The sequence below is a fragment of the Aureibaculum algae genome (genome assembly GCF_006065315.1).
Classification (GTDB): domain Bacteria; phylum Bacteroidota; class Bacteroidia; order Flavobacteriales; family Flavobacteriaceae; genus Aureibaculum; species Aureibaculum algae.
The window spans coordinates 4909954-4933358 of record NZ_CP040749.1 but is presented as its reverse complement, the minus strand read 5'-3'; the positions used below and the strand labels follow the sequence as shown (position 1 = coordinate 4933358).

Here is a 23405-nt window from a genome sequence, read left to right as displayed (position 1 = left end):
TATTTTATAGCATTTTTAATATTCTTTATTGTTATTTGTCACTCTAAAAGAATGTAATGCTCAAAAAAGGAATCACAATTTTATTAATAATTATTTGCAATACGCTATCAGCCCAAGATAGTTATAATTTAAAGGGTCTTGTTTCTTCTCAACATCAACTGGTAAATATTGGAGATGTACTATTGTTATCTGAAAATGAAGAAAAATTAATTGAATATATAGAAATTGAAAAGGGTAGTTTTAATTTTACAGATGTGAAAAAAGGTACTTATGTCTTAAAAGTTTCGTGTTTAGGTTTTAAAGAGTTTAAAAAAGCTATTACACTTGATAAGGATATAGACTTAAACATAGAGTTAACAGAAAGCACCACTGAATTGGATGAGGTCGAAATTAAAGCATCTAAAAGACCAATTGAAAATAGTAACGGAAACATCACTATTAATGTTGCTAACACCATTTTTTCGACTGAATCAAATCCAATTGATTTATTATCTAAACTTCCTAAAATACAAATCTCTAATGATAGAGAATCGATTAATATAATTGGAAAAGGTACTGCATTGATCTATTTAGGAAATCAAAAAATTTCATTACAAGAATTCGAAAATTTAACAATAAATGATATTCAGTCTATTGAAATTATCCATAACCCTTCTTCTAAATATGAGGCAGAAGGTAGAAGTGTAATTTTGGTTCATTCTAAATTTACAAATAAGAATGGAATTAAAGGAACTGTTTCAGAAACAGCCTCATTTCGAAAAAATTATAATAACTATTTTGGGGGTAATATTAGCTTTAAACAAGACAAATTTGAACTTAAGTTTAACGCTGCATTTAATAATTTGCATCCATGGGAGAGCAACGGGTCAAATTATACTATAGTAAATAAGAATATTGAATCAAATTATTTAGTGGAAGTGGATGATACTAAGAGACCTCAATTTATTTTTGGAGGAGGATTTTATTATCAAATAAACAGTGATGATTATTTCTCCTTAAGTTCAACATTAAGAAGCCAAAAAGATGAGTTTCTTATCAAAACAAACACTACTAATAAGGAAAATAATATAGAAGATTCTATTTTTACCTTAAGTGATAATGATGATTTTAGGTTTTATTCAAGTACTAACCTGAACTATAATAAATCATTGCAAAAGATGGGGAATCTATTTATTGGCGGACAATACTCTTTTTATAATAAAGAATTGGGTAGTGACATTGCTAATAATTTGAACGAAACTGGACTTATTTCAGATCAAAAAAGACTTCAAGATTTTAAAGTAAATGTATTTTCATTCAAGGTCGATTTTGAAAAAGAGTTTGTTAATAAATTGAAGTTGGAAATAGGAACGGCAATGGCAATTACTGATGCAAAAACGGATGCTGACCTTTCAATAATAGATCCTATTTCAAATACACTTTCAAATTATGGCTATAAAGAAAATAATTACGCTGGTTATACTCAGCTATCAGGTAAAACAGGTAAATTTTCTTTTACAACGGGTGTAAGAGCTGAATTTACAGAGAGTAAAGGAGGTTTTGTTGATCGAGACACCTTATTGATTGATAGAAATAATGCAAAATTTTTTCCTAAAGCGATGGTTAATTTTGAAATTGATAGCTCGCAAACTTTGACATTAAATTATGCTAAAAGTATTATAAGGCCCAATTTTACAAATATTAGCTCAGTTTCAACTTATATCAATCCTTATTTGGAGTTTAACAGAAATATTGAATTAAATCCAACCATAATCAATGAGATCTCTTTAAGATTTGATTTTAAAAAGTATGCAATTAGTGCAAGTTATTTTATAAAAGAAGATCCTGTGTTTTATAATTTATCCTATGATGATGTTTCTGAAATTAGTATCATGTCGCCAACTAATTTTGATAAAGAAGTGGGATTTAGCTTGGAGTTCGCTGTGCCCTTAAAATATAAGTTTTGGAACTCGACAACCGTTTTAAATTTCGCTACGAATAAAGTAAGTGATGATAATGCCATTGGTTTCAAGACAAGTCCATATGTCTATTTATATACATCTCATCAATTTAAAATTGACAATACGCTATCTACGTCATTAACCAGCTGGGGTTATACAAAACACAAAGAGGGCGTTTATAAGAGAAATGGTGTTTTTGTTGTAAATGCATCTATAAATAAGAAGATTTTAAAAAATATAGACGCAACTATTAGTGTTAATGATATATTTAAAACGATACAATATAAGGAGTCTTATAACGTAAATAATATTAGAGCAAACACAATTTTTTATACAGATATGAGTGAATTATCTTTTTCAATAAAGTACGCTTTCGGAAAATTAAAGAAATCCGTATTCAAAAATAAAGATGTTGATGATAATTTGAATAGAATTAACTAAGCCATCATCAATACAATAAACCATATTTTTAATTTACCTTTGTTCTTGTCTTTAAATGTAAATCTAATAAACACTGTTTAATGAAACTTCTATTGAAAATTTTATTCGTTATTTTTATAATAGCGATAATTACAGGTACTTATTTATTAAATCAAAAACACCCAAAAGGTGATGTAATAATAGGTTTGTCTATTTTATTTTTATCTTTTATTTTAATGCCATTATTCATATTTTATCGTTTTAGAAATGGCAAGTATAAAAAGTATGTTCTAGATCCTAACAGTAAGAACCCTTTTAAAATAGATGAAGAAAATTTAAAAGATTAATTAGATTTAAAAACCTTTCAGGTTGATGAAAATGTCAATTCAAATTTCTTTTTTCAATGAAAAAACGTTTAATCAGTTCACTACACTCAGCTTCTAGTACACCTCCAATAACCTTAGTTTTAGGATGTAATTGCGTTTTATAATGTTCAAAACCCCGTTGCTCATCTTTAGCACCATATACAATTTTACCAATTTGAGTCCAATAACTTGCACCCGCACACATTTGGCAAGGTTCTAGGGTAACATAAAGCGTACAATCTTTCAAATACTTTCCTCCTAAGTAATCGGCAGCAGCAGTGAAGGCTTGCATTTCGGCATGTGCCGTAACGTCGTTTAAGGTTTCTGTTAAGTTATGTGCTCTAGCAATAATTTGATTTTTTATGACAATGACCGCTCCAATTGGGACTTCATTTTTTTCAAATGCAGCCTCCGCTTCTTGAAAAGCTCGTTTCATAAAATAAGTATCGTCAAAAGGGTCGATCATGGTTAAATATTTTTGTAAAAATACAATTTCATCTGCTAATTTTAATCATATCAAATGCAACTCGTACATTTGTAACTATGATAAGCAAATTGTTAAAACATATCACTAACCCAAAAGATTTACGCAAACTGCCAAAAGAGCAATTGACAGAATTGGCAAAAGAGTTGCGTGAGTTTATTATAAATATTGTAGCTGTTAAGGAAGGGCATTTAGGAGCAAGTCTAGGCGTGGTAGAGCTAACTATTGCTCTACATTACATTTTTGATACTCCAAATGATTTATTAGTTTGGGATGTGGGCCATCAGGCTTATGGGCATAAAATTTTAACAGGAAGAAAGGACGTTTTTGAAACGAATAGGCAATTGGGTGGTATTTCAGGTTTTCCAAAACGGAGTGAAAGTGAATATGATGCCTTTGGCGTAGGGCATTCGTCTACATCAATTTCTGCTACACTAGGAATGGCTATTGCTTCAAGACTTAAAGGAGAAGTTAATAAACAACATATAGCTGTTATTGGTGATGCAAGTATTGCAAGTGGTATGGCATTTGAAGCATTGAACCATGTAGGAGTTAGTAAGGCAAATATTTTAATCATTTTAAATGATAATGCTATGGGTATTGACCCTAGTGTTGGGGCATTAAAGAATTATTTAACTAATATTAAAAACAATAAAAGAGTTCGAAAGCATAATATTATTGAAGCTTTTAATATTGACTATTCTGGACCAATTGATGGGCATGATTTACCTGCTTTGTTATCAGAACTTGAACGATTAAAAACAGTAAGTGGTCCTAAATTTTTGCATATTATCACAACAAAAGGTAAAGGATTACAAAAAGCAGAAGAAGATCAGGTAAAATACCATGCTCCAGGAAAATTTAACGCAAAAACGGGTGAACTAATTGCTAAGTCTGAATTGAACCAGCAACCTCCAAAATATCAAGATGTATTTGGGTTGACCTTGGTAGAATTGGCTAAAACGAATGATAAAATAGTTGGGATTACTCCAGCCATGCCTACAGGAAGTTCTCTTAAATTTATGCTTGATCAAATTCCTGAGAGGGCATTTGATGTAGGTATTGCAGAGCAACATGCCGTTACCTTGGCAGCAGGAATGGCCACGCAAGGTTTAATACCTTTTTGTAATATTTATTCTACTTTTTTACAACGTGCTTACGATCAGGTAATCCATGATGTTGCAATACAAAACCTTCCCGTTGTTTTTTGTTTGGACAGAGCAGGTTTGGTAGGTGAAGACGGTGCTACCCATCATGGTGTTTTTGATTTGGCCTACTTACGATGCATTCCAAATTTAATTATTTTTGCTCCACTTAATGAATTGGAGCTTAGGAATATAATGTACACAGTACAATTAGGTTTAAAAGGACCAATTGCTATTAGATATCCAAGAGGAATGGGTACCATGCAAAACTGGCAACAACCTTTTTCAACTATAGAAATTGGAAAAGGAGAAACAATTAAAGAGGGTTCAAAAGTGGCAATTTTAAGTATTGGTACAATTGGCAATAAGATTAAGGAGGCATATACCGATAATGCCAATAAAGACACAATTGCCCATTATAATATGCGTTTTGTAAAACCTTTAGATGAGAATTTACTTCATAAAGTTTTTAAAAAATTCAAAAATATTATAACTATTGAAGATGGAACAATTGTAGGCGGGTTTGGCTCTGCCGTGTTAGAGTTTGCTCAACAACATGGGTATAAGGACAAGAATATTGAAATTTTAGGTATTCCTGATATATTTATAGAACATGGTAAAACCGAAGAATTATTTAACAGTATTGGCTTATCTGTTCATAATATGAAAAAAATACTATCTTTGTGGACTTAATTTTCATACAACTACTAAACCCAGTAATTTTAATATTTTGAAATTAATAAGTTTGAAAAATAAGCACACCTACATTGTAATTACACTTCTTTTTTCATTAAGTGTTTTCGCCCAAGTTGATAGTACCAAGGTCAATATACTAAATACCATTAGTAATACTGATTCAATGCGGAGTTCTGGTTCTGTAAAAAAAGTATTAGATATGTTTTTATCTGATACAATTAGTCCTGTTAAACCTAGAGATACTGTAAAAAGATTTCAATTAAATGACTCAATAGATGTAGTTATTCAATTGGATTCTGTTGGTAATTATATGAAAATTGATTCTGTAAGAAGATTGACGGAGTTAGATTCTTTAAAAATAAAGATGAATGCTTTGTTAAAACCTTATTATAACATATCATATGACTCTTTAAGGAATGACTATGTTTTTACAGAGCGTTATAGGAAAACTGTAAATAAGTTAAATAACGATACAATTTATATTCCGTTACCCAAAGAGAAAAGTTATATAGCACCTATAAAAAACTTAACTATTGATACCCTGAAGGTTACTAATCCTATAAAAGTTGCTAAAATTAGAGCTAGAAAATATGCAGATGATCCTGTTTGGTGGCAAAAAAAGAATAGCATTGGATTGGATGTAAATGAAGCCGCATTTGTCAATTGGAGTGCTGGTGGTAATAACTCTATTTCCGGATTGTTTAAGGTTGATTTAGTCAGGCTGTATAAAAAGTTACATTTATTATGGAATAATGAGTTGTATGTTCGATATGGTTTAAATTCTCAAGAAGATAGAGAATTGAGAAAATCTGAGGATAGGTTCGAGTATAAATCCGTTTTTGGTTATCGACGAGATACTGTTTCAAATTGGTTTTATTCAATGCAATTTAACTTTAAAACTCAATTTACAAACGGATATAAATACCCAAATACTAATGATCCGATTTCAAGAATGTTTGCACCGGCATATATATTTTTAGGTGCAGGTACGCACTATGAAATAAAGCAGCAAAAGTTCTCTTTATATCTTTCTCCAATAACCTTAAAATCAACGCTTGTTTTTGATGAAAGTTTGTCAAATAGTGGAGCATTTGGTGTAACTCCTGGAGAAAAGTCGAGAAATGAATTTGGTTTTTTAGTAGAAAGTACCTGGAATAAACAGCTTGCTAAAAACGTGTTAATGAGTAATAAGCTAAGTCTTTATTCTGATTATATAAATAAATTTGGAAATGTTGATGCTGATTGGGAGCTGAATTTTGCTTTTAAAATTAATAAATTTATGAACGCTAGTATTGGTGGACATTTAATTTATGATGATGATGTAAAGTATAAGGAGGATACTAATAACGACGGAACTTTAGAAACACTTGGAGCCAGGGTACAGTTCAAACAAATGCTTGGTATTGGTGTTATGTATAGATTTTAAAAGCCGTATCAGTTTTTATAGTGGTTACTAGAATATATTGAACGATTTTAAATTACGACCCCTTTAATCTTTTTATGTAATAAAATAGCAGCACCATCTGACATACTTGCTATAAAGCTACATACGGAAAGAATTCGATCATATAAATTAGTATCGAGGTTTTGATATTTTATGGGTAAGAGGTTCATTATTAAGTTGTCATAACTACTAGGCTTTTGTTCAAAAGTATTGTTTACAGCGTGAATAAAAACATCTAATAAATCCGCTAAAACTTTATAACCCGAAATTTCCTTTTCAATTACCTCTTTACTTCTGTAAATTTTATTGATACTAATTTTAATAATGTCATTAATTTGAGCTTCATATTTACATTTTTCTAATAAAGAAATTTGATATTGTCCCGCCAATATTTTCGTTTCATTTTCTAAAAAAACGGCTGCAGCTTCATTAATTAAGTTGCCAATAGCAAGTGCACGTAAATAGCTTATACGGTCTTGTTTTGTCGTTAATTGGTAGTATTTTTCTGTATTTATAGTGTCTTTTACCAGTTTTATTAAATATTCTAAGGCAAACTCTTCTTCTATCCAACCTAAATTAATACCGTCTTCAAAATCTATAATGGTATAACAAATATCATCTGCTGCTTCAACTAAAAATGCTAGAGGATGTCTTAAATAAGAAATATCTTCTTTTCTGTTTTGTTCTAAGTGTAAGCTCTTTGCAACATCTAAAAAAGTTTCAGTATCTGATTGGAAAAAACCGTATTTTTTATCTACAATATTAGCGGTTGGTTTTTTAGGCAAAGACTCTTTCGGGTATTTCATAAAAGCACCTAAAGTGGCATAAGACAAACGTAAACCACCTTCAACACCTATTCTAGATTCGGTTAAAATTTTGAATCCATTTGCATTTCCTTCAAAATCAATTAAATCTTGCCATTGTTTGTCAGATAATTCATTCTTATATTTTATTCCGTTGCCCGATTTAAAATATTCTCCAATTGCTTTTTCACCACTATGTCCAAAAGGTGGATTACCAATATCATGGGCCAAACAAGCACTAGCCACTATGGCTCCAAAATCGTTAATTTGATAACCAAGATCTTTTAAATTTGGGTACTTTTCTAGCAGGGCTTTACCAACTATTCTTCCTAATGAACGACCAACAACAGAAACTTCTAAACTATGGGTTAACCTTGTATGAACAAAATCTGTATTTGAAAGAGGAATTACCTGTGTTTTATCTTGTAAACTTCTAAAGGAATCAGAGAATATGATACGATCGTAATCTACCTCAAAACCTATTCTCGTCTCATTCTGCTTGTTGCGTTCTCTTTGCTTAGTGTCACCATATTTTTTTAAAGAAAGTAGTTGTTCCCAATTCATGTTTTAGACATAATTTATTGTTGTGCAAGTTACATTTTTTTACAACTAATCTGTCTGAATTTTTTTTACAACAGATAATCTTTTTCGGTAAAGAAAAAATAAAAGGATTCATTAAATATGAAGAAAAATGGGAATATTTATTAAAAACAAAAAACCCCAAACAAAGTTCGGGGTTTTTGTGGTGCCTCCAGTCCCGATGCTTCGGGGGAACCAAGGCTATTCAGGTAGTTTTTTATCAAGAATTTCTTCAAGGATGTTCGGTTTTAAAATTATTTTTTCGATAAATTTTTTGCTTTTCATACGTTTAATAAATTTTTCAAGATAAATAGCATCATTTCTTTGAAGACATTCCTTAGTTAAAACATAATTCCAATCTGAAGCAATTTTGGTGAAAGACTTTTTATACAGATGTTTATTGTGTTTTATCAACCTTTCATCGAGGTTGTTAGTTTCACCAATATAATATTTGTCAATAGAAATACTATAAATTATGTATAAGTAGTGAGTCATAACTTAATTAAAAACAAAAAACCCCAAACAAAGTTCGGGGTTTTTGTGGTGCCTCCAGTCCCGATGCTTCGGGAGAACCAGGGCTATTCAGGTAGTTTTTTATCAAGAATATCTTCAAGGATGTTCGGTTTTAAAATTATTTTTTCAATAAATTTTTTACTTTTCATTCGTTTAATAAATTTTTCAAGATAAATAGCATCATTTCTTTGAAGACATTCCTTAGTTAAAACATAATTCCAATCTGAAGCAATTTTGGTGAAAGACTTTTTATACAGATGTTTATTGTGTTTTATCAACCTTTCATCGAGGTTGTTAGTTTCACCAATATAATATTTGTCAATAGAAATACTATAAATTATGTATAAGTAGTGAGTCATAACTTAATTAAAAACAAAAAACCCCAAACAAAGTTCGGGGTTTTTGTGGTGCCTCCAGTCCCGATGCTTCGGGAGAACCAGGGCTATTCAGGTAGTTTTTTATCAAGAATATCTTCAAGGATGTTCGGTTTTAAAATTATTTTTTCAATAAATTTTTTACTTTTCATTCGTTTAATAAATTTTTCAAGATAAATAGCATCATTTCTTTGAAGACATTCCTTAGTTAAAACATAATTCCAATCTGAAGCAATTTTGGTGAAAGACTTTTTATACAGATGTTTATTGTGTTTTATCAACCTTTCATCGAGGTTGTTAGTTTCACCAATATAATATTTGTCAATAGAAATACTATAAATTATGTATAAGTAGTGAGTCATAACTTAATTAAAAACAAAAAACCCCAAACAAAGTTCGGGGTTTTTGTGGTGCCTCCAGTCCCGATGCTTCGGGAGAACCAGGGCTATTCAGGTAGTTTTTTATCAAGAATATCTTCAAGGATGTTCGGTTTTAAAATTATTTTTTCAATAAATTTTTTACTTTTCATTCGTTTAATAAATTTTTCAAGATAAATAGCATCATTTCTTTGAAGACATTCCTTAGTTAAAACATAATTCCAATCTGAAGCAATTTTGGTGAAAGACTTTTTATACAGATGTTTATTGTGTTTTATCAACCTTTCATCGAGGTTGTTAGTTTCACCAATATAATATTTGTCAATAGAAATACTATAAATTATGTATAAGTAGTGAGTCATAACTTAATTAAAAACAAAAAACCCCAAACAAAGTTCGGGGTTTTTGTGGTGCCTCCAGGGTTCGAACCAGGGACACATGGATTTTCAGTCCATTGCTCTACCAACTGAGCTAAGGCACCATGCTTTAAAAGCGGTTGCAAATATAAATTTTAATTTAATACTAATCAAAACAAATTCGTAAAAAATCTATTCGTATCTTTACAATTCTTTAAAACACACCATGAATTTAGTTATTGATATTGGAAATACTAGAGCTAAACTAGCTGTATTTAAGCAGGATAAGCTAGTTTTTAGTTTGATTTCTGACCATGATGATATCAATAAAAATATTGATAAATTACAAGAAGAATATAGCCTTAAAAATTGTATTCTGTCGTCAGTTACCAATATTTTAACCGATGTGGAGCTTAAAAAGTTCGACAAATTCGTACAACTTGATCATAAAACGAGCATTCCTTTTCAAAATAAATACGATACACCAATGACTTTAGGTGTAGACAGAATTGCATTGGCTAGTGCAGCAGCCCGTCAATATCCTAAGCAGAATGTATTGGTAATTGATTCTGGTACTTGTATTACGTATGATTTTATAAATTCAAAAAATGAATATTTAGGCGGAGCAATTTCACCAGGTATTAATTTAAGGTACAAATCACTTCATCAGTTTACTGCTAATTTACCTTTATTAGAACAAGCTAGTTATAAAATGATAGGTACGAACACCAAAAGCTCAATCCATTCTGGAGTTTTAAATGGGTTTATTCAAGAAATAAACGGAATTATAAAGCAATATAATAGTGAATTTTCAAATTTAACAGTAGTTTTAACAGGAGGAGACACAAATTTCTTGGCTAAAAAGTTAAAAAGTAGCATATTTGCCAATCCAAATTTTTTATTGGAGGGACTTAACAGCATATTGATATACAATCTAAACGAATGATTAAGAAACTTATAGTATTATCACTTATCCTTTTATCTTTTAAGGGCTTTACTCAAAAAAATAATAACTCACCTTATTCTTTTTTTGGTATAGGTGAAGAAACTCCCCAAAAAACCGTAGAGGAAATGAGTATGGGGGAGATAGGTGGTGCTTTTAATAGTTCATACCAATTGACGTTTACAAACCCAGCAGCATTGGCTTATTTACAATATACAACCTATACAATTGCCGGTGAAAATAAATCAATATCCATAAACGACGGCACAAATAAAGGATCAGCCTCAACAGCTTCTTTGTCTTATTTTGCATTAGGTATTCCAATTGGAAATAAGGGTGGGGTGTCTTTTGGTTTGCAGCCCAATACAACTGTTGGCTATTCTTTAACTGAAGAATTTAAAGATGCTGATGGTGATTTAACAGAAATTAATTTTTTTGAAGGTAGCGGTGGTACCAATCGAGTGTTTTTAGGTTTTGGTTATAAATTACTTAAAAATGTTAGCATTGGTTTAGAAGCTTCATACGTATTTGGAACTATTGAGAATTCACTTTTAAATAGAAGAAATGGTGTGCAATTAGCTACGATGCATACAACCAACTCCGAGTTAAGAGGGTTTACTGCAAAAGCAGGTTTACAATACAGTGCTAAAGTTTCGGATAAGCTGATATTAAAAACAGGGGCCGTTTTTCATCTCAAGAATAACTTGTCAAATGAAGGAGATGAGCTATTGTTTTCATTGGTAAATACTAATGACGGAACTGTTAGTCCTAGAGATACTTTAGTAAATAACTCTTTTGATGATGATATTAAAAAACCATTGAATACTATTTTAAGTGTTGGTTTGGGGCAAGAAAATAAATGGTATGCAGGTTTAGAATATAGCTTTCATAATGCCATTGATTTTACAAATGGTGTTTTAGCAGATAACACAAGATTAAGCCATGATAAAATGAGTAGAGTTTCTGTTGGGGGTTATTATATTCCTAAAATAAATTCAATCTCAAGTTACTGGAAACGAATAACTTACAGAGCAGGTTTTAACATGAGGCAAACGGGAATTGCAATTAATAATGATAAAGTTAATGATCTTGGCATGTCTTTTGGAGTAGGGTTACCTATAGGCAAACAATTATCAAATTTAAACCTTGGTTTTGAGTTTGGTAAAAGAGGAGAAATAAATAATTCGCTTATTAAAGAAAATTATTTTAACTTTCGCCTCGGTTTAACGCTCAATGATAGATGGTTTGTTAAACGAAAGATACAATAACAAGGACCTATAAGTAGAAAGATTAATTAATACCTTTTAAAATGGAAAGAAAAATTACAAATTTGGTTTTAGGCTTATTACTGGTAACAGGATTGAGCAATGTTTATGCACAAGATGATAAGTTGGGGGCTGAACCAACAAAATGTACACAAAATTTATCGTTGTTTCACGAAAGTGTAAAAGCTGGTAATTTTGATGGTGCTTATGATATGTGGAAATGGTGCTACGATAATTGTCCAAAAGCTTCTTTGTATATCTATGTTGATGGTTTAAAAATAGCTGAAAACATGTACGAAAAAGGTACAGATAAACCTGCTGCAAGCAAGTTAATCGATGAAATATATACAAAACGTTTAGTTCATTTTCCAAAAAATTCAGCTAAGGTATATAGTGATTGGGCTATTTCTTTACAAGAAAGGGGAGCGTCTAATGATGCCGTTTTCGAAAAATTAGAAGCTGCCTTTAAAGAGGATCCAACGGATATGAGTATAAAAAACTTAGCTCTTTATTTCAAAGAAGTTACAGAAAGAAACAAAGATACTGATCCGCAAAAAGTGTTTGATACATATGATGATGTTTTAGATGGTGTAAATGGAAAAATGGATATCTTGTCTGAAGAGTTAGATAAATTAAAGTTAAAAGATTCTTTAGGTAAAACATTAACTTCTAAGGAAAAATTAAAGATTAAAAATAACGCGATTAACCTTAGAGGTTTAGGTCAGGTAGAGCCAATTTTAGATCAAACTTTAGGTGAAGTAGCAACTTGCGAAAGGTTAATACCTTTATATAATAAAAGTTTTGACGCAAACAAAACGGATCCAAAATGGTTAAAAAGGGCAGTTCAAAGAATGTACTCTAAAGAATGTACTGAAGATGCATTATACCCTAAACTAGTAGAGGCTTGGGTAACAGTTGAGCCTTCAGCTAATGCATATATCTTCTATGCGGGTATTTTAGAAGAAAGAGGAGAATCTACAAAAGCATTGGAATATAAAAATAAGGCGATAGATTTAGAAACAGATCCATTTAAAAAAGCAAAATTATTGTTAAGTATCGCTAGTCAATATAGATACAAGAATAAGTCAACTTCTAGAAGTTATGCTTATAAAGCGTTAAAAGAAAGACCAAGTTATGGTGATGCTTATTTGTTAATAGCTAGTTTATATAGTAGTAGTGCAAATAGTTGTGGGACTTCTGAATTTGAGAAAAGAATGGTATATGTAGCTGCGGCAAATATGGCAGCTAAAGCAAAAGCAGTAGATCCAGGAATTGCAACTAAAGCAAATAGATCAATAAGATCTTATTTAAATCATGCTCCTAATACAAAACTGATTTTTAACGAAGGTAAAAAATCTGGAGATTCATATAAGATAGGTTGTTGGATTGGTACAGCGGTAAGAATTCCGTAGATTTATAGAAATCTAAAAACAAAATTTTGACGAAGCACCTTCAGTTATTAATACTCTTAAGTTTATTAATAATTGAAGGTGTTTTTTCGCAAAAGAATACCACTAAAACAAATTCAAACTTCGATTGTAAAAGTAGCTTTATTGAATTTGTTAAGTATGCCAAAGGTAAAGATTATGAAAAGGCCTATATACCTTGGCTAAGGACATTTAAAAACTGCCCAGATTATTCAATTCAAATTTATATTTACGGTTTAAAGATTGTAGAGAGTAGGTGTGAAAATAATTATGATCAAGACAGAGAAGTTGAAAGTGAGCTAATAGATAGTCTCTTCATTAAAAGAATTCAATATTTTCCGAAAAACTTAGGTAAAATTTATAGTGATTGGGCCATTTATTTAAGGGAAAGTGGAGCTTCAAATGATGCCGTTTTTAAAAAATTGGACGCAGCTTTTAAAGCGAATCCAACAGAAATGAGTATCAAAAATTTGACACTTTATTTTAAAGAAATAACTGAAAGAAATAAAGATACGAACTTACAAAAAGTATTTGATACATATGATGATGTAATGTCAGCCGTGCATGATAAAATGGATTTGTTGTCAGAAGAATTAGATGCATTAAACGAAAAAGAGGTTAAGGGTGAAGTGCTAACTTCAAAAGAGAAATTAAAACTAAAAAACAATACAATTAACCTAAGAGGTTTAAGTCAGATTGAGCCAATTTTAGATCAAACTTATGGTACGGTAGCTGATTGTGACAGATTAATACTACTATATAAAAGTGGTTTTAAGAAGAATAAAACAGATCCCAAATGGTTGAAAAGAGCTGTATCTAGATTGTTTTTGAATGATTGTAAAGATAACGAACTCTATCCTAAAATGGTTGAAGAATGGGTAAGGTTAGAAAAGTCAATTGACGTTCGTATTGTTTCTGATAGTCTTTTTCCTGACTTACATCGTCCATTAAGCCTAGTTGAATTAAATGAAGAAATTAATAAAATAAAAGACCCTAATAAAAAGGCTGAATATTTACTAAAAATAGCATATCATTATAGGTTTAAAAACAACTCTACTTCTAGAGCTTACGCTTATAAAGCTTTAGAGGTTAGGCCAAGCTATGGTGATGCTTATTTGCTAATTGCAAGTTTATATGCAAGCAGTGCTAATAAGTGTGGAGATGATGAATTCAGTAAGAGGTTAGTTTATGTAGCCGCCGCTGATAAAGCTAAAAAAGCTAAAGAGGTTGATCCCAGTATAACCGCCAAAGCAGATAGAGTCATAAAGGCTTATATGAAAAATGCACCAGGAAAAAGAACTAATTGCTTTCCTCAAGGAGAATATAAAGGTTTAACTACCTATGAAATTAAATGTTGGATCGGAGAAACAGTTGCTTATGACCCTTTAAAGAATTAAATGTTTTAAGTCTTTTAAATTTCATTGATTTCAGAACGTTATTATTCCGTAATTTTACCCAATGTTTAAGGTTGTAAATTTCTGTGTTAAATTTTTTGCTGTTATTCTTATAGTAGCACTACTTTTTTCGTGTGGTAATAATATTAAAGAAGTCCAAGATTTTTTGGCAGAAAAGAATTTACCAATAGGTGTGGCTCATGATGTATATTTAATTCATACAGATTCTGGTAGGGTACAAACAAAACTCCTTACTCCTTTAATGAATGATTTTGCCAATAGAAAAGAGCATCCTTATCAAGAATTTCCAGAAGGCATAGAGGTGACTAATTACGATGAGTTGGGTGATTCTATTACATTAATTGGCGATTATGCTAAAACCTATAGTAAGACCTTAATTTCTGAAGTAAAAGGAAATGTGGTGGTGATAAATCATAAAGACAATAGTAAATTGTATACAGAACAACTTTTTTGGGATCAGAAAACACACTATATTTATACGGAAAAGGCTTTTAGGCTTTATAGAAAATTAGATTCTATTAAGGGTTCAGGTTTTGAATCAAATGAGGATTTATCTAAAGTAATTACGAGCAATCCAAGTGGAGTTGTATATGTAAACGAAAGTAACGAAGTAGCTGACGAGAATATTAAATAATAGTAATTGGTTCCGCTTATATGAGGGAGCTAGAGATGTGTTAATTTAAAGTAGACATCATTAAAGAATGAGTTAACTGATTTTATGTTTATTATATAGAGAATAATGAAAAACTTAAGACGCTTTTTTGAATACGGATATTTAGTTATTGGTATTATTTTATTTGTAGATGGTATTTATAGGTTTAATAAACCTGGAGAACGAAGTAACTCCTATTTTTTATTGATATTTGCTGTACTAGCGATCTTTATGTACTTTTTTAAAAAACATTTTAGAAAAAAGATTGAAGCCGGTCAATATCAAAAGGAAAATGACCAAACTAAATAATTAAAAAATTGGAAGTACAAATTATCATCATTATCATTTCAATTTTATTATCTGCTTTCTTTTCAGGGATGGAAATTGCTTTTATTTCCGCCAATAAAATGCATATTGAACTTGAAAAGAAAAAAGATACTTTTCTGTCAAGCGTATTGACGAAGTTAACAGGAAATCCTTCGAAATTTATTACTACTATGTTAGTAGGTAATAATATAGCTTTGGTGGTTTATGGTTATTTTATGGGTGAATTATTAATGCCTTACCTCGAACCTTATTTATATAACGATTTTGTTGTTTTATTGGTTCAAACGATTATCTCTACGTTAATTATATTAGTATCGGCGGAGTTTTTACCTAAAGCAATTTTTAGAATTTACTCCAATGAAACACTAAAAATATTTGCCATACCCGCTTATATTTTCTTTTTGCTGTTTTATTTTATTTCTAGTTTTATAATGGTCATTTCTGATTTTGTGCTACGCGTAGTTTTTAATACGAAAGAAGACGATGTACAAATGGCATTTACTAAGGCAGAATTAGGTGATTATATAAATGAGCAATTAGAAATTTCTGATGAAGAAGTAGATTCTGAAATTCAAATATTTCAAAATGCGTTAGATTTTCATAATGTTAGGGCAAGAGATGCTATGATACCAAGAACGGATATTGTTGCCATTGATGTTACCGATACAATTAAAAATTTAAAGAACCTTTTTGTTGAAACCGGGTTGTCAAAAATTATTGTTTACAAAGATTCTTTAGATGATGTAATTGGTTATATACATGCGTTTGAATTGTTTAAAAACCCTAAAACAATCCGTTCTCTGTTGCTTCCTATAGAGACTATTCCGGAAACAATGATGATTAATGATATTTTAAATGACCTAACGAAGAAGCAAAAAAGTGTAGCGGTTGTTATCGATGAATATGGTGGTACTTCTGGTTTAATTACTATTGAAGATATTATTGAAGAATTGTTTGGTGATATTGAAGATGAGCACGATACTGTTGAATTTTTAGAAAATAAGATAAATGATAGGGAGTTTGAGTTCTCAGCCCGTTTAGAGGTTGATTATATTAATGAAACCTATAATTTGACCTTGCCAGAAAGTGATGCTTATGAGACTCTTGGTGGTTTAATTGTAGATGCGACAGAAAACATCCCCCAGAAAGACGAAATAATAGAAATTGATAGCTTTCAATTTACAATTCTTGAAGTATCTTCATCTAAAATAGAGCAAGTTTATCTGAAAGTATTGTATAAAGAAGATTAAACTACTTCTCTATATTAAATTAATTGGCTTATTATTTCTTCAATCTTTTAAATTTTTTGTACTTTCGCGGACTGAATTTATATTAAGGTTTGTCTTTCAAATTCAGAAATTTAAGTTTTAAAAATTATAATTAAATTTATACGTAAATAAAAATGGCAATTTTATCTAAAATTAGAGAACGTTCATTATTTTTAATAATCATAATTGCGTTAGCATTATTCTCATTTGTAATTGGTGATGTTTTTACTAGAGGAGGGTTTGGAAGTGAAGCCAACTCCATTGGTGAAATAAATGGAGAAAATGTAGGTAGAGAAGAATTTGCTCAAATGGTAGAGCAGCAAAAAACGATGTCTGGTGGTAGAAGTACTCAAATGCAAAATGTAAATGGAGCTTGGGAAAATTTAGTGCGTCAGAAAATTTACAAAGCTCAATTAGAAAAATCTGGAGTTACTGTTGGTGAAAAAGATGTTTGGGATGAAATTTTGAAACAATCATGGGTTAAAGATGGTGCTCAATTTAAAAATGCAGCTGGTCTTTTTGATGAGGACATGTTTAAAGAACATATTGCTACGTTAAATGATGCTAAAGATGATGATGCAAACAGTAGACAGGCTTGGTTAAGTTGGTTAGATTACGAAAGAAATATAAAGAATAATTTAGAGTTGAGAACTTATAATAATCTTGTTTCAGCTGGTTTAGGTGCTACCTTTAAAGAAGGGGAGCGTTATTATATGGCAAATAACACAAAACTTGATTTGGAGTATGTTTATGTACCTTATACTTATATTGCTGATAGTGCTGTTGCAGTAACAGATAGTGAAATTGAGCAATATGTAAGAAGTCATCCAAATGATTACAAAGCGGAAGCTTCTCGCGATATTAGTTTCGTAAAATTTGATATTAAGGCTTCTGCAGAAGATCAAGCAGCTATTAGAGCCGAAGTTGAAAAAATTATTAATGACAGAGAAGAGTATAGTTCAGCAGCAAAAGGTAATGTAAATGTTACAGGTTTGTCTAATACAGATAACGTTGAAGACTTTTTCAGAAATAATGCATCTGATATTCCTTTAGATAATAATTTTTATACAAAATCAAGAGTAAGTCCAATTTTAGCGGATACTATTTTTAAATTAAATGTTGGTGATGTTTACGGTCCTTATAAAGAAGGTAATTATTTTAAAGTAACAAAATTGGCAGCTGTAAAACAAATGCCAGATTCAGTTAAAGCTCGTCATATTTTAATTCCTTTTCTAGGAACTACAAACGATCCTGCAATAACACAAACAGAGGCTCAAGCCAAAGTAACTGCTGATAGTTTATTAGCTATTGTTAAGAATGATAAGTCAAAGTTCGCTGAATTAGCAAAAACACTATCTTCTGATACAGGAAGCGGAGCTAAGGGTGGTGATTTAGATTGGTTTGTATATCAAGCAATGGTACCTGAATTTAGAGATTTTACGTTTGAAAATAAAGTAGGAGACATGGGTGTGGTAAAATCACAATTTGGATTTCATATCATAGATATCCAGGACCAAAAAAATATGCAGAAAAATGTGAAGTTAGCAACTTTTGCAAGAGAAATTGTCGCTTCTGATGAAACTGAAAGTGTAGCATATCAAAAAGCAGAAACATTCGCCTCAGCATTAACTGACGGTAAAGATATTGAAGAGTTAGCTAAAGAAGAAAGTTTAACCGTTCAGCCGGCTGTTGGTTTAAAAGCCATGGATGAAAGAGTATCAAACTTAAGCAATCAAAGACAAATGATTACTTGGGCTTTTAGTACTGATAGTAATGTTAATGATATTAAGCGTTTTGATACGGAAGATGGTTATGTGGTAGCTAAATTAACGGGAAAGCATGACAAAGGACTTAGTATAGGTACGGCAAAAGCAGCACTTAGAACAAAATTACTTAATGAAAAAAAGAGTAATTTAATTAAAGAGCAGATGAAAGGAGATAATTTACAAGATATTGCAAAATCATTTAGCACTAATGTTCAATCTTCCAAGGCAGTGTCTTTAGGTAGCCCTATTTTGCCAGGTATTGGTAGAGCGGAAGAAGTTGTTTCAGTTCTTGTGTTTTTAAAAGAGAATAAATTATACTCAGGCATAGATACTAAAAATGGTGTTTTTGCTGCTAAAATTATTAAAAAGGATAGCCCTAAAGTTTTGGAAAATTATGCAGGTTCAGTTACGGCTGTTAAAAATGTAAATAAAGCTAAAGGAGCTAAAGTTTATAGTGTATTGAAGAAGTTTGCTGATATAGAGGACAATAGAGCAACTTTCTATTAGAAATAATAATATCTTTTTACATTTAACGTTACGTATTCTAAATGTTAAAAAAATATTAATAAAAAATTGCAGATATAGTATAATTCGTATATTTGCACCAAATTTAAAAAACAGAAACTATAATTTAAATTAATTAAAATGAAACACTTAAGAAAAGTTTTATTCGTTGTTGCACTTATTGCTGGTTTCAGCATGAATGCACAAGACGAAAACAACCCATGGTCTATTGACTTTGGAGCTAACGCGGTAGATTTTTATCCTACGAACTCTGGAGCAGCTGGAACTGCAGGATGGTTTGATGAGTTTGTAAATATCGATGACCATTATAATATTATTCCTTCTATCTCAAGACTTAGAGTTGGTAGATATTTAGATAATGGTTTTTCTTTAGGTTTAGCGGGTTCGTTAAATAAAATTGAAAACATTGGAGATGTATCTGCAGGTGATTTATCTTATATTGGTGTAGATTTAGATATTAGATATGCATTAAATAATCTTTGGGCTGGTAAAAAATGGTTTGATCCTTATTTACATGTAGGTGGTGGTTACCAATTTATCGACGATAATAGTGCGGGTACTGCAAATGGTGGTGCTGGTGTGAACTTTTGGTTTAATGACTTTATCGGTTTAAACTTACAAACTGCTTATAAACATTCTTTTGACGAAGATAACCTATTGCCTCATTTTCAACATGCTGCTGGTATAACTATCAAATTTGGTGGAAAAGATACTGATAGTGATGGTGTTTATGATAAAGATGATGAGTGTCCTGAAGTATTCGGTTTAGAAGCTTTCAACGGTTGTCCTGATACTGACGGTGATGGTATAAAAGACTCTGATGACGCTTGTCCTGAAGTTGCTGGTTTAGCTGCTTTAAATGGTTGTCCTGATGCTGATGGTGATGGTGTAGCTGATAAAGATGATCAATGTCCAAATGATGCTGGTACTGCTGCAAATAACGGTTGTCCTGATGCTGATGGTGACGGTGTATATGACAAAGATGATGAGTGTGCTGATGTTGCTGGTCCTAAAGAAAACAAAGGTTGTCCTTGGCCAGATGCTGATAATGATGGTGTATTTGATAAAGATGATAACTGTGTGAATGAAGCAGGTCCTGCTTCTAACCAAGGTTGTCCTGAAAAAGTAATTACTGTTGAAGCTAAAGCTAAATTAGATGAGTTTGCAAAAGCAATCTACTTTAACTCAGGTAAATCTACTTTCAGACCAGGTGTTGCTGAAAAATTAGATTTAATTGCTGATATCATGAAAGAATTTAAAGATTCTAATTTCAGTATAGATGGTTATACTGATAGTTCAGGTTCTGATAAAACAAACCAAAGATTGTCTGAAGAAAGATCAAAAGCTGTATTAGACTATATAGTTGGAAAAGGTATTCCATCTGATAGATTAGCTTCTAAAGGATTTGGTGAAGCAAACCCAATTGCTACTAATAAAACTAGTAAAGGTAGAGCTCAGAACAGAAGAGTTGAAATCAACTTAGCTAATTAAGCTAAAAAAATATTAAATTAAAAGCCATCCCAATTAGGGATGGCTTTTTTTATGGAACTCATTTCGTAAATTTGTTTAAAATATTCCGCTAATGCAAAGTTTTCTAGATAGAGTTGTAATTGATATCCTTTCAAAAACTGAAGATAGTACAGATCTTACTTTTGTATTACCGAGTAAGAGGGCAGGAATTTTTTTAAAAAATATACTGAAGTCAAAATTAAAGAAGGCAACAATACTTCCTAAAATAATAAGTATTGAAGAATTTATAGAAGAGTTATCAGGAATTAACGCAATAGATAGTACTACATTATTATTTGAGTTCTACTCCGTATATATAGCATCAACAGAAGAAGCAAAGGTAGAAAGTTTTGAAAATTTTACCAAATGGGCTCCATTACTCTTACAAGATTTTAATGAAATTGACAGACATCTTGTTGACGCAAAGCATTTATTTTCATATCTCACGGATATTAAAAGAATAGAAACCTTATTAAAAGGTGAACAAAAAACCGATTTAATTTTAAATCAGGTTAAGTTCTATGAAAAATTTGAAAGCTATTATGATAGACTTTATTCATACTTAATTGAAAGTAAAATTGCATATCAAGGTTTACAGTACAGAGAAGCTGCAGAAAATATTGAATGGTATATCAATAATTCATCGGATAAACTAGTACTCGTTGGTTTTAATGCTTTGAATAAGGCAGAAGAAAAAATATTTAAGGGTTTGCTTGATAGTGATATCGCCACTATTTATTGGGATATTGATGCGTTTTTTATAAAAAACAACCCACAAGTTGCTACATTCATTAATAGATATAAAAGTGATTGGAACTATTTTGAGAAAAATGATTTTCATTGGACTTGCAATGAGTTTTCAAATAAAAAAAATATTAAAATAATAGGAACTCCAAAGGATATTTCACAAATAAAGTATGCAGGTGAAATTTTAAGGGAAATTTCAAATACCAGTAATAATTTTTCAGATACTGCTTTAGTCCTAGCAGAAGAATCTATGCTTGGTGCATCATTAAATTCATTACCTAATGAGGTAAAGAGTGTTAATATTACCATGGGTTACGAGCTTAAAAATATTCCCCTTGGTAATCTATTTGATTATTTATTTAAACTTCAAATTCATCATAAAAACGGAGCATTCTATTATAAAGAAGTGATATCCGTTTTAAATCATCCACAGGTAAAATCTTTATTTAAAACACCTGAAATCATTGATCGTTTGCTCTATAATATTGCCGCCAACAATTTTACTTACCTCTCTAAATCTAGCCTATTAAAATTGGCAGACAACAATTCTGAGTATAAAGAACTCTCATTTCTATTTGAGAATTGGAAAAATGATGCCAATGTAGCGGTCGATTATTGTATTCGGTTTATTGAGCTGGCTAGGGAAAATGAAAGTTTGAATTCACTGGAAAAAGAATATTTATTTAGATTTTATACTATTTTTCAGCAATTGTTAAACCTCAATGAGAAATTTGGGCATATTACTGATATTAAAACGCTTAATGTATTTTATAATCAAATGCTTAAATCAGAAAAGTTATCTTTTCAAGGTGAACCTTTGTCAGGTTTACAAGTAATGGGGGTATTAGAAACACGTGTACTTGATTTTAAAAATATAATTATAACCTCAGTAAATGAAGGCGTATTGCCAGGAGGTAAGTCAGATAATTCATTTATCCCATTTGATATAAAACAAGAGGTAGGGTTGCCAACCTATAAAGAAAAAGATGCAATTTTTGCGTATCACTTTTTTAGATTAATTCAAAGAGCAGAAAACATATATGCTATTTATAATACGGAAGCGGATAGTTATGGTTCTGGTGAGCAAAGCCGTTTTTTAACACAATTAGAAATATTTAAAAAAGATGAAGTTGAAAAATTAGTTGTAGCACCTGACGTGGTTAAAACTAATTTTGAATTTAAAGAAATTAAAAAGGATGAATTTGTAAATGATGAATTAAAAACCTTGGCAAATAAAGGCTTTTCGGCATCAACACTTACAAATTATATACTAAACCCACTAGAGTTTTATAATCAAAAAATATTAAGAATTAGGGAAATTGAAGAGGTAGAGGAAACAATTGCGGCAAATACCTTAGGAACAATTATCCATAAAACATTAGAAGCGTTTTACGAGCCTTATATTAATGAAATATTGAAAGAGGAGCATTTGCTTCAAATGAAATCAAAAGTGGCTTCAGAGGTCCAAAAATGGTTTAATCAGGTGTATAATAATGGAAATATTTCTACAGGTAAGAATTTGTTGGTATATAATGTGGCAAAACAATTTGTAAATAATTTTTTAAAGCAGGAATTAAAACTTGTTAAACAAGGGGATAATCTTAAGGTTTTAGCTTTAGAGAAAAAATTAGAATTAGAAATAGAAATTGACGGAATTAATTTTCCTATAAAACTGGTTGGCGAAGCAGATAGAATTGATGAACTTAACGGAACATTAAGAATAGTTGATTATAAAACTGGTAAAGTACTACAGAATGATTTAAATATTAATGATTGGTCTCAAATTACAAAAGATTATAAAAAGCATAGTAAAAGTTTTCAGGTACTTTTTTACGCCTTGTTGTATTCTAAATCTGAAAATTTAGATATTGATAAACAACCACTGGAAAGTGGTATTATTTCTTTCAAAAATTTAAAGGCAGGCTTTTTAAAAGTGAATAAATCCTTAGTCACTCAAAAAGATATCGAGCTTTTCGAAAATGAATTAAAACGTTTACTTTTAGAAATATTTGATGTCAATATTTCTATTTTAGAAAAAGAATCACCATTTACAAATTGAAAATTA

The 23405-nt window shown here is 30.7% G+C and carries 20 protein-coding genes and 1 tRNA gene; 14 read left to right on the top strand and 7 right to left on the bottom strand.

Annotated features, from left to right (window positions below; genetic code table 11):
- The first annotated feature begins 56 nt into the window (after positions 1 to 56).
- On the top strand, positions 57 to 2381 hold the full coding sequence (locus FF125_RS20830) for an outer membrane beta-barrel family protein (protein ID WP_138952006.1): 2325 nt from the start codon (positions 57 to 59) through the stop codon (positions 2379 to 2381).
- Positions 2382 to 2461: 80 nt separating this feature from the next.
- Positions 2462 to 2707 carry a hypothetical protein gene (locus FF125_RS20825; RefSeq protein ID WP_117879985.1) on the top strand — a complete coding sequence of 82 codons (246 nt, stop codon included), beginning with the start codon at positions 2462 to 2464 and terminating at the stop codon, positions 2705 to 2707.
- A 34-nt stretch (positions 2708 to 2741) separates the two neighbouring features.
- Here the strand turns inward: FF125_RS20825 and FF125_RS20820 are convergent, their stop codons facing one another.
- Positions 2742 to 3191: a nucleoside deaminase gene (locus tag FF125_RS20820; protein WP_138952005.1), complete on the bottom strand. Its 450-nt coding sequence runs from the start codon at positions 3189 to 3191 to the stop codon at positions 2742 to 2744.
- Positions 3192 to 3268: 77 nt separating this feature from the next.
- Here FF125_RS20820 and FF125_RS20815 point away from each other — a divergent pair, with 77 nt between their 5' ends.
- Positions 3269 to 5047 carry a 1-deoxy-D-xylulose-5-phosphate synthase gene (locus FF125_RS20815; RefSeq protein ID WP_138952004.1) on the top strand — a complete coding sequence of 593 codons (1779 nt, stop codon included), beginning with the start codon at positions 3269 to 3271 and terminating at the stop codon, positions 5045 to 5047.
- Between the two features lie 52 nt (positions 5048 to 5099).
- Positions 5100 to 6476, top strand: a complete 1377-nt coding sequence (locus tag FF125_RS20810; RefSeq protein WP_138952003.1) for a DUF3078 domain-containing protein — start codon at positions 5100 to 5102, stop codon at positions 6474 to 6476.
- A gap of 47 nt (positions 6477 to 6523) precedes the next feature.
- Here FF125_RS20810 and FF125_RS20805 read toward each other — a convergent pair whose 3' ends face one another.
- The 6 genes from FF125_RS20805 to FF125_RS20780 form a co-directional block, all read right to left on the bottom strand.
- A complete protein-coding gene (locus tag FF125_RS20805) occupies positions 6524 to 7861 on the bottom strand; it encodes a deoxyguanosinetriphosphate triphosphohydrolase (protein ID WP_138952002.1) in 1338 nt (445 codons plus the stop codon).
- A gap of 216 nt (positions 7862 to 8077) precedes the next feature.
- Positions 8078 to 8371: a GIY-YIG nuclease family protein gene (locus FF125_RS20800; protein WP_138952001.1), complete on the bottom strand. Its 294-nt coding sequence runs from the start codon at positions 8369 to 8371 to the stop codon at positions 8078 to 8080.
- Positions 8372 to 8454: 83 nt separating this feature from the next.
- Positions 8455 to 8748 (bottom strand): GIY-YIG nuclease family protein, encoded by a 294-nt coding sequence (locus tag FF125_RS20795; RefSeq protein WP_138952000.1) that lies wholly within the window; start codon positions 8746 to 8748, stop codon positions 8455 to 8457.
- Positions 8749 to 8831: 83 nt separating this feature from the next.
- Positions 8832 to 9125 (bottom strand): GIY-YIG nuclease family protein, encoded by a 294-nt coding sequence (locus FF125_RS20790; RefSeq protein ID WP_138952000.1) that lies wholly within the window; start codon positions 9123 to 9125, stop codon positions 8832 to 8834.
- Positions 9126 to 9208: 83 nt separating this feature from the next.
- The gene (locus FF125_RS20785) at positions 9209 to 9502 is read right to left on the bottom strand and encodes a GIY-YIG nuclease family protein (RefSeq protein WP_138952000.1); all 294 of its coding nucleotides are present in this window, start codon (positions 9500 to 9502) and stop codon (positions 9209 to 9211) included.
- A gap of 46 nt (positions 9503 to 9548) precedes the next feature.
- Positions 9549 to 9621 (bottom strand) — tRNA-Phe (locus FF125_RS20780).
- A 101-nt stretch (positions 9622 to 9722) separates the two neighbouring features.
- Here FF125_RS20780 and FF125_RS20775 point away from each other — a divergent pair.
- The 10 genes from FF125_RS20775 to FF125_RS20730 all read left to right on the top strand — a co-directional run bounded on the left by FF125_RS20775 (position 9723) and on the right by FF125_RS20730 (position 23399).
- On the top strand, positions 9723 to 10442 hold the full coding sequence (locus tag FF125_RS20775; RefSeq protein WP_138951999.1) for a type III pantothenate kinase: 720 nt from the start codon (positions 9723 to 9725) through the stop codon (positions 10440 to 10442).
- Positions 10439 to 11707 carry a hypothetical protein gene (locus FF125_RS20770; protein ID WP_138951998.1) on the top strand — a complete coding sequence of 423 codons (1269 nt, stop codon included), beginning with the start codon at positions 10439 to 10441 and terminating at the stop codon, positions 11705 to 11707. Before FF125_RS20775 ends, FF125_RS20770 begins: the two co-directional genes overlap by 4 nt.
- A gap of 41 nt (positions 11708 to 11748) precedes the next feature.
- The gene (locus FF125_RS20765) at positions 11749 to 13116 is read left to right on the top strand and encodes a tetratricopeptide repeat protein (protein WP_138951997.1); all 1368 of its coding nucleotides are present in this window, start codon (positions 11749 to 11751) and stop codon (positions 13114 to 13116) included.
- Positions 13117 to 13142: 26 nt separating this feature from the next.
- Complete coding sequence (locus FF125_RS20760) at positions 13143 to 14528, top strand: hypothetical protein (protein ID WP_138951996.1); 1386 nt, start codon at positions 13143 to 13145, stop codon at positions 14526 to 14528.
- 61 nt (positions 14529 to 14589) lie between these two features.
- The gene (lptC, locus tag FF125_RS20755) at positions 14590 to 15180 is read left to right on the top strand and encodes an LPS export ABC transporter periplasmic protein LptC (protein WP_138951995.1); all 591 of its coding nucleotides are present in this window, start codon (positions 14590 to 14592) and stop codon (positions 15178 to 15180) included.
- 105 nt (positions 15181 to 15285) lie between these two features.
- A complete protein-coding gene (locus tag FF125_RS20750) occupies positions 15286 to 15507 on the top strand; it encodes a hypothetical protein (protein ID WP_138951994.1) in 222 nt (73 codons plus the stop codon).
- Positions 15508 to 15515: 8 nt separating this feature from the next.
- Positions 15516 to 16775, top strand: coding sequence for a hemolysin family protein (locus FF125_RS20745; protein WP_138951993.1), 1260 nt, complete (start codon positions 15516 to 15518; stop codon positions 16773 to 16775).
- A 152-nt stretch (positions 16776 to 16927) separates the two neighbouring features.
- The gene (locus tag FF125_RS20740) at positions 16928 to 19066 is read left to right on the top strand and encodes a peptidylprolyl isomerase (RefSeq protein WP_138951992.1); all 2139 of its coding nucleotides are present in this window, start codon (positions 16928 to 16930) and stop codon (positions 19064 to 19066) included.
- A gap of 138 nt (positions 19067 to 19204) precedes the next feature.
- Positions 19205 to 20575, top strand: a complete 1371-nt coding sequence (locus FF125_RS20735; protein WP_138951991.1) for an OmpA family protein — start codon at positions 19205 to 19207, stop codon at positions 20573 to 20575.
- Positions 20576 to 20666: 91 nt separating this feature from the next.
- On the top strand, positions 20667 to 23399 hold the full coding sequence (locus FF125_RS20730) for a PD-(D/E)XK nuclease family protein (RefSeq protein ID WP_138951990.1): 2733 nt from the start codon (positions 20667 to 20669) through the stop codon (positions 23397 to 23399).
- Positions 23400 to 23405: the final 6 nt, after the last annotated feature.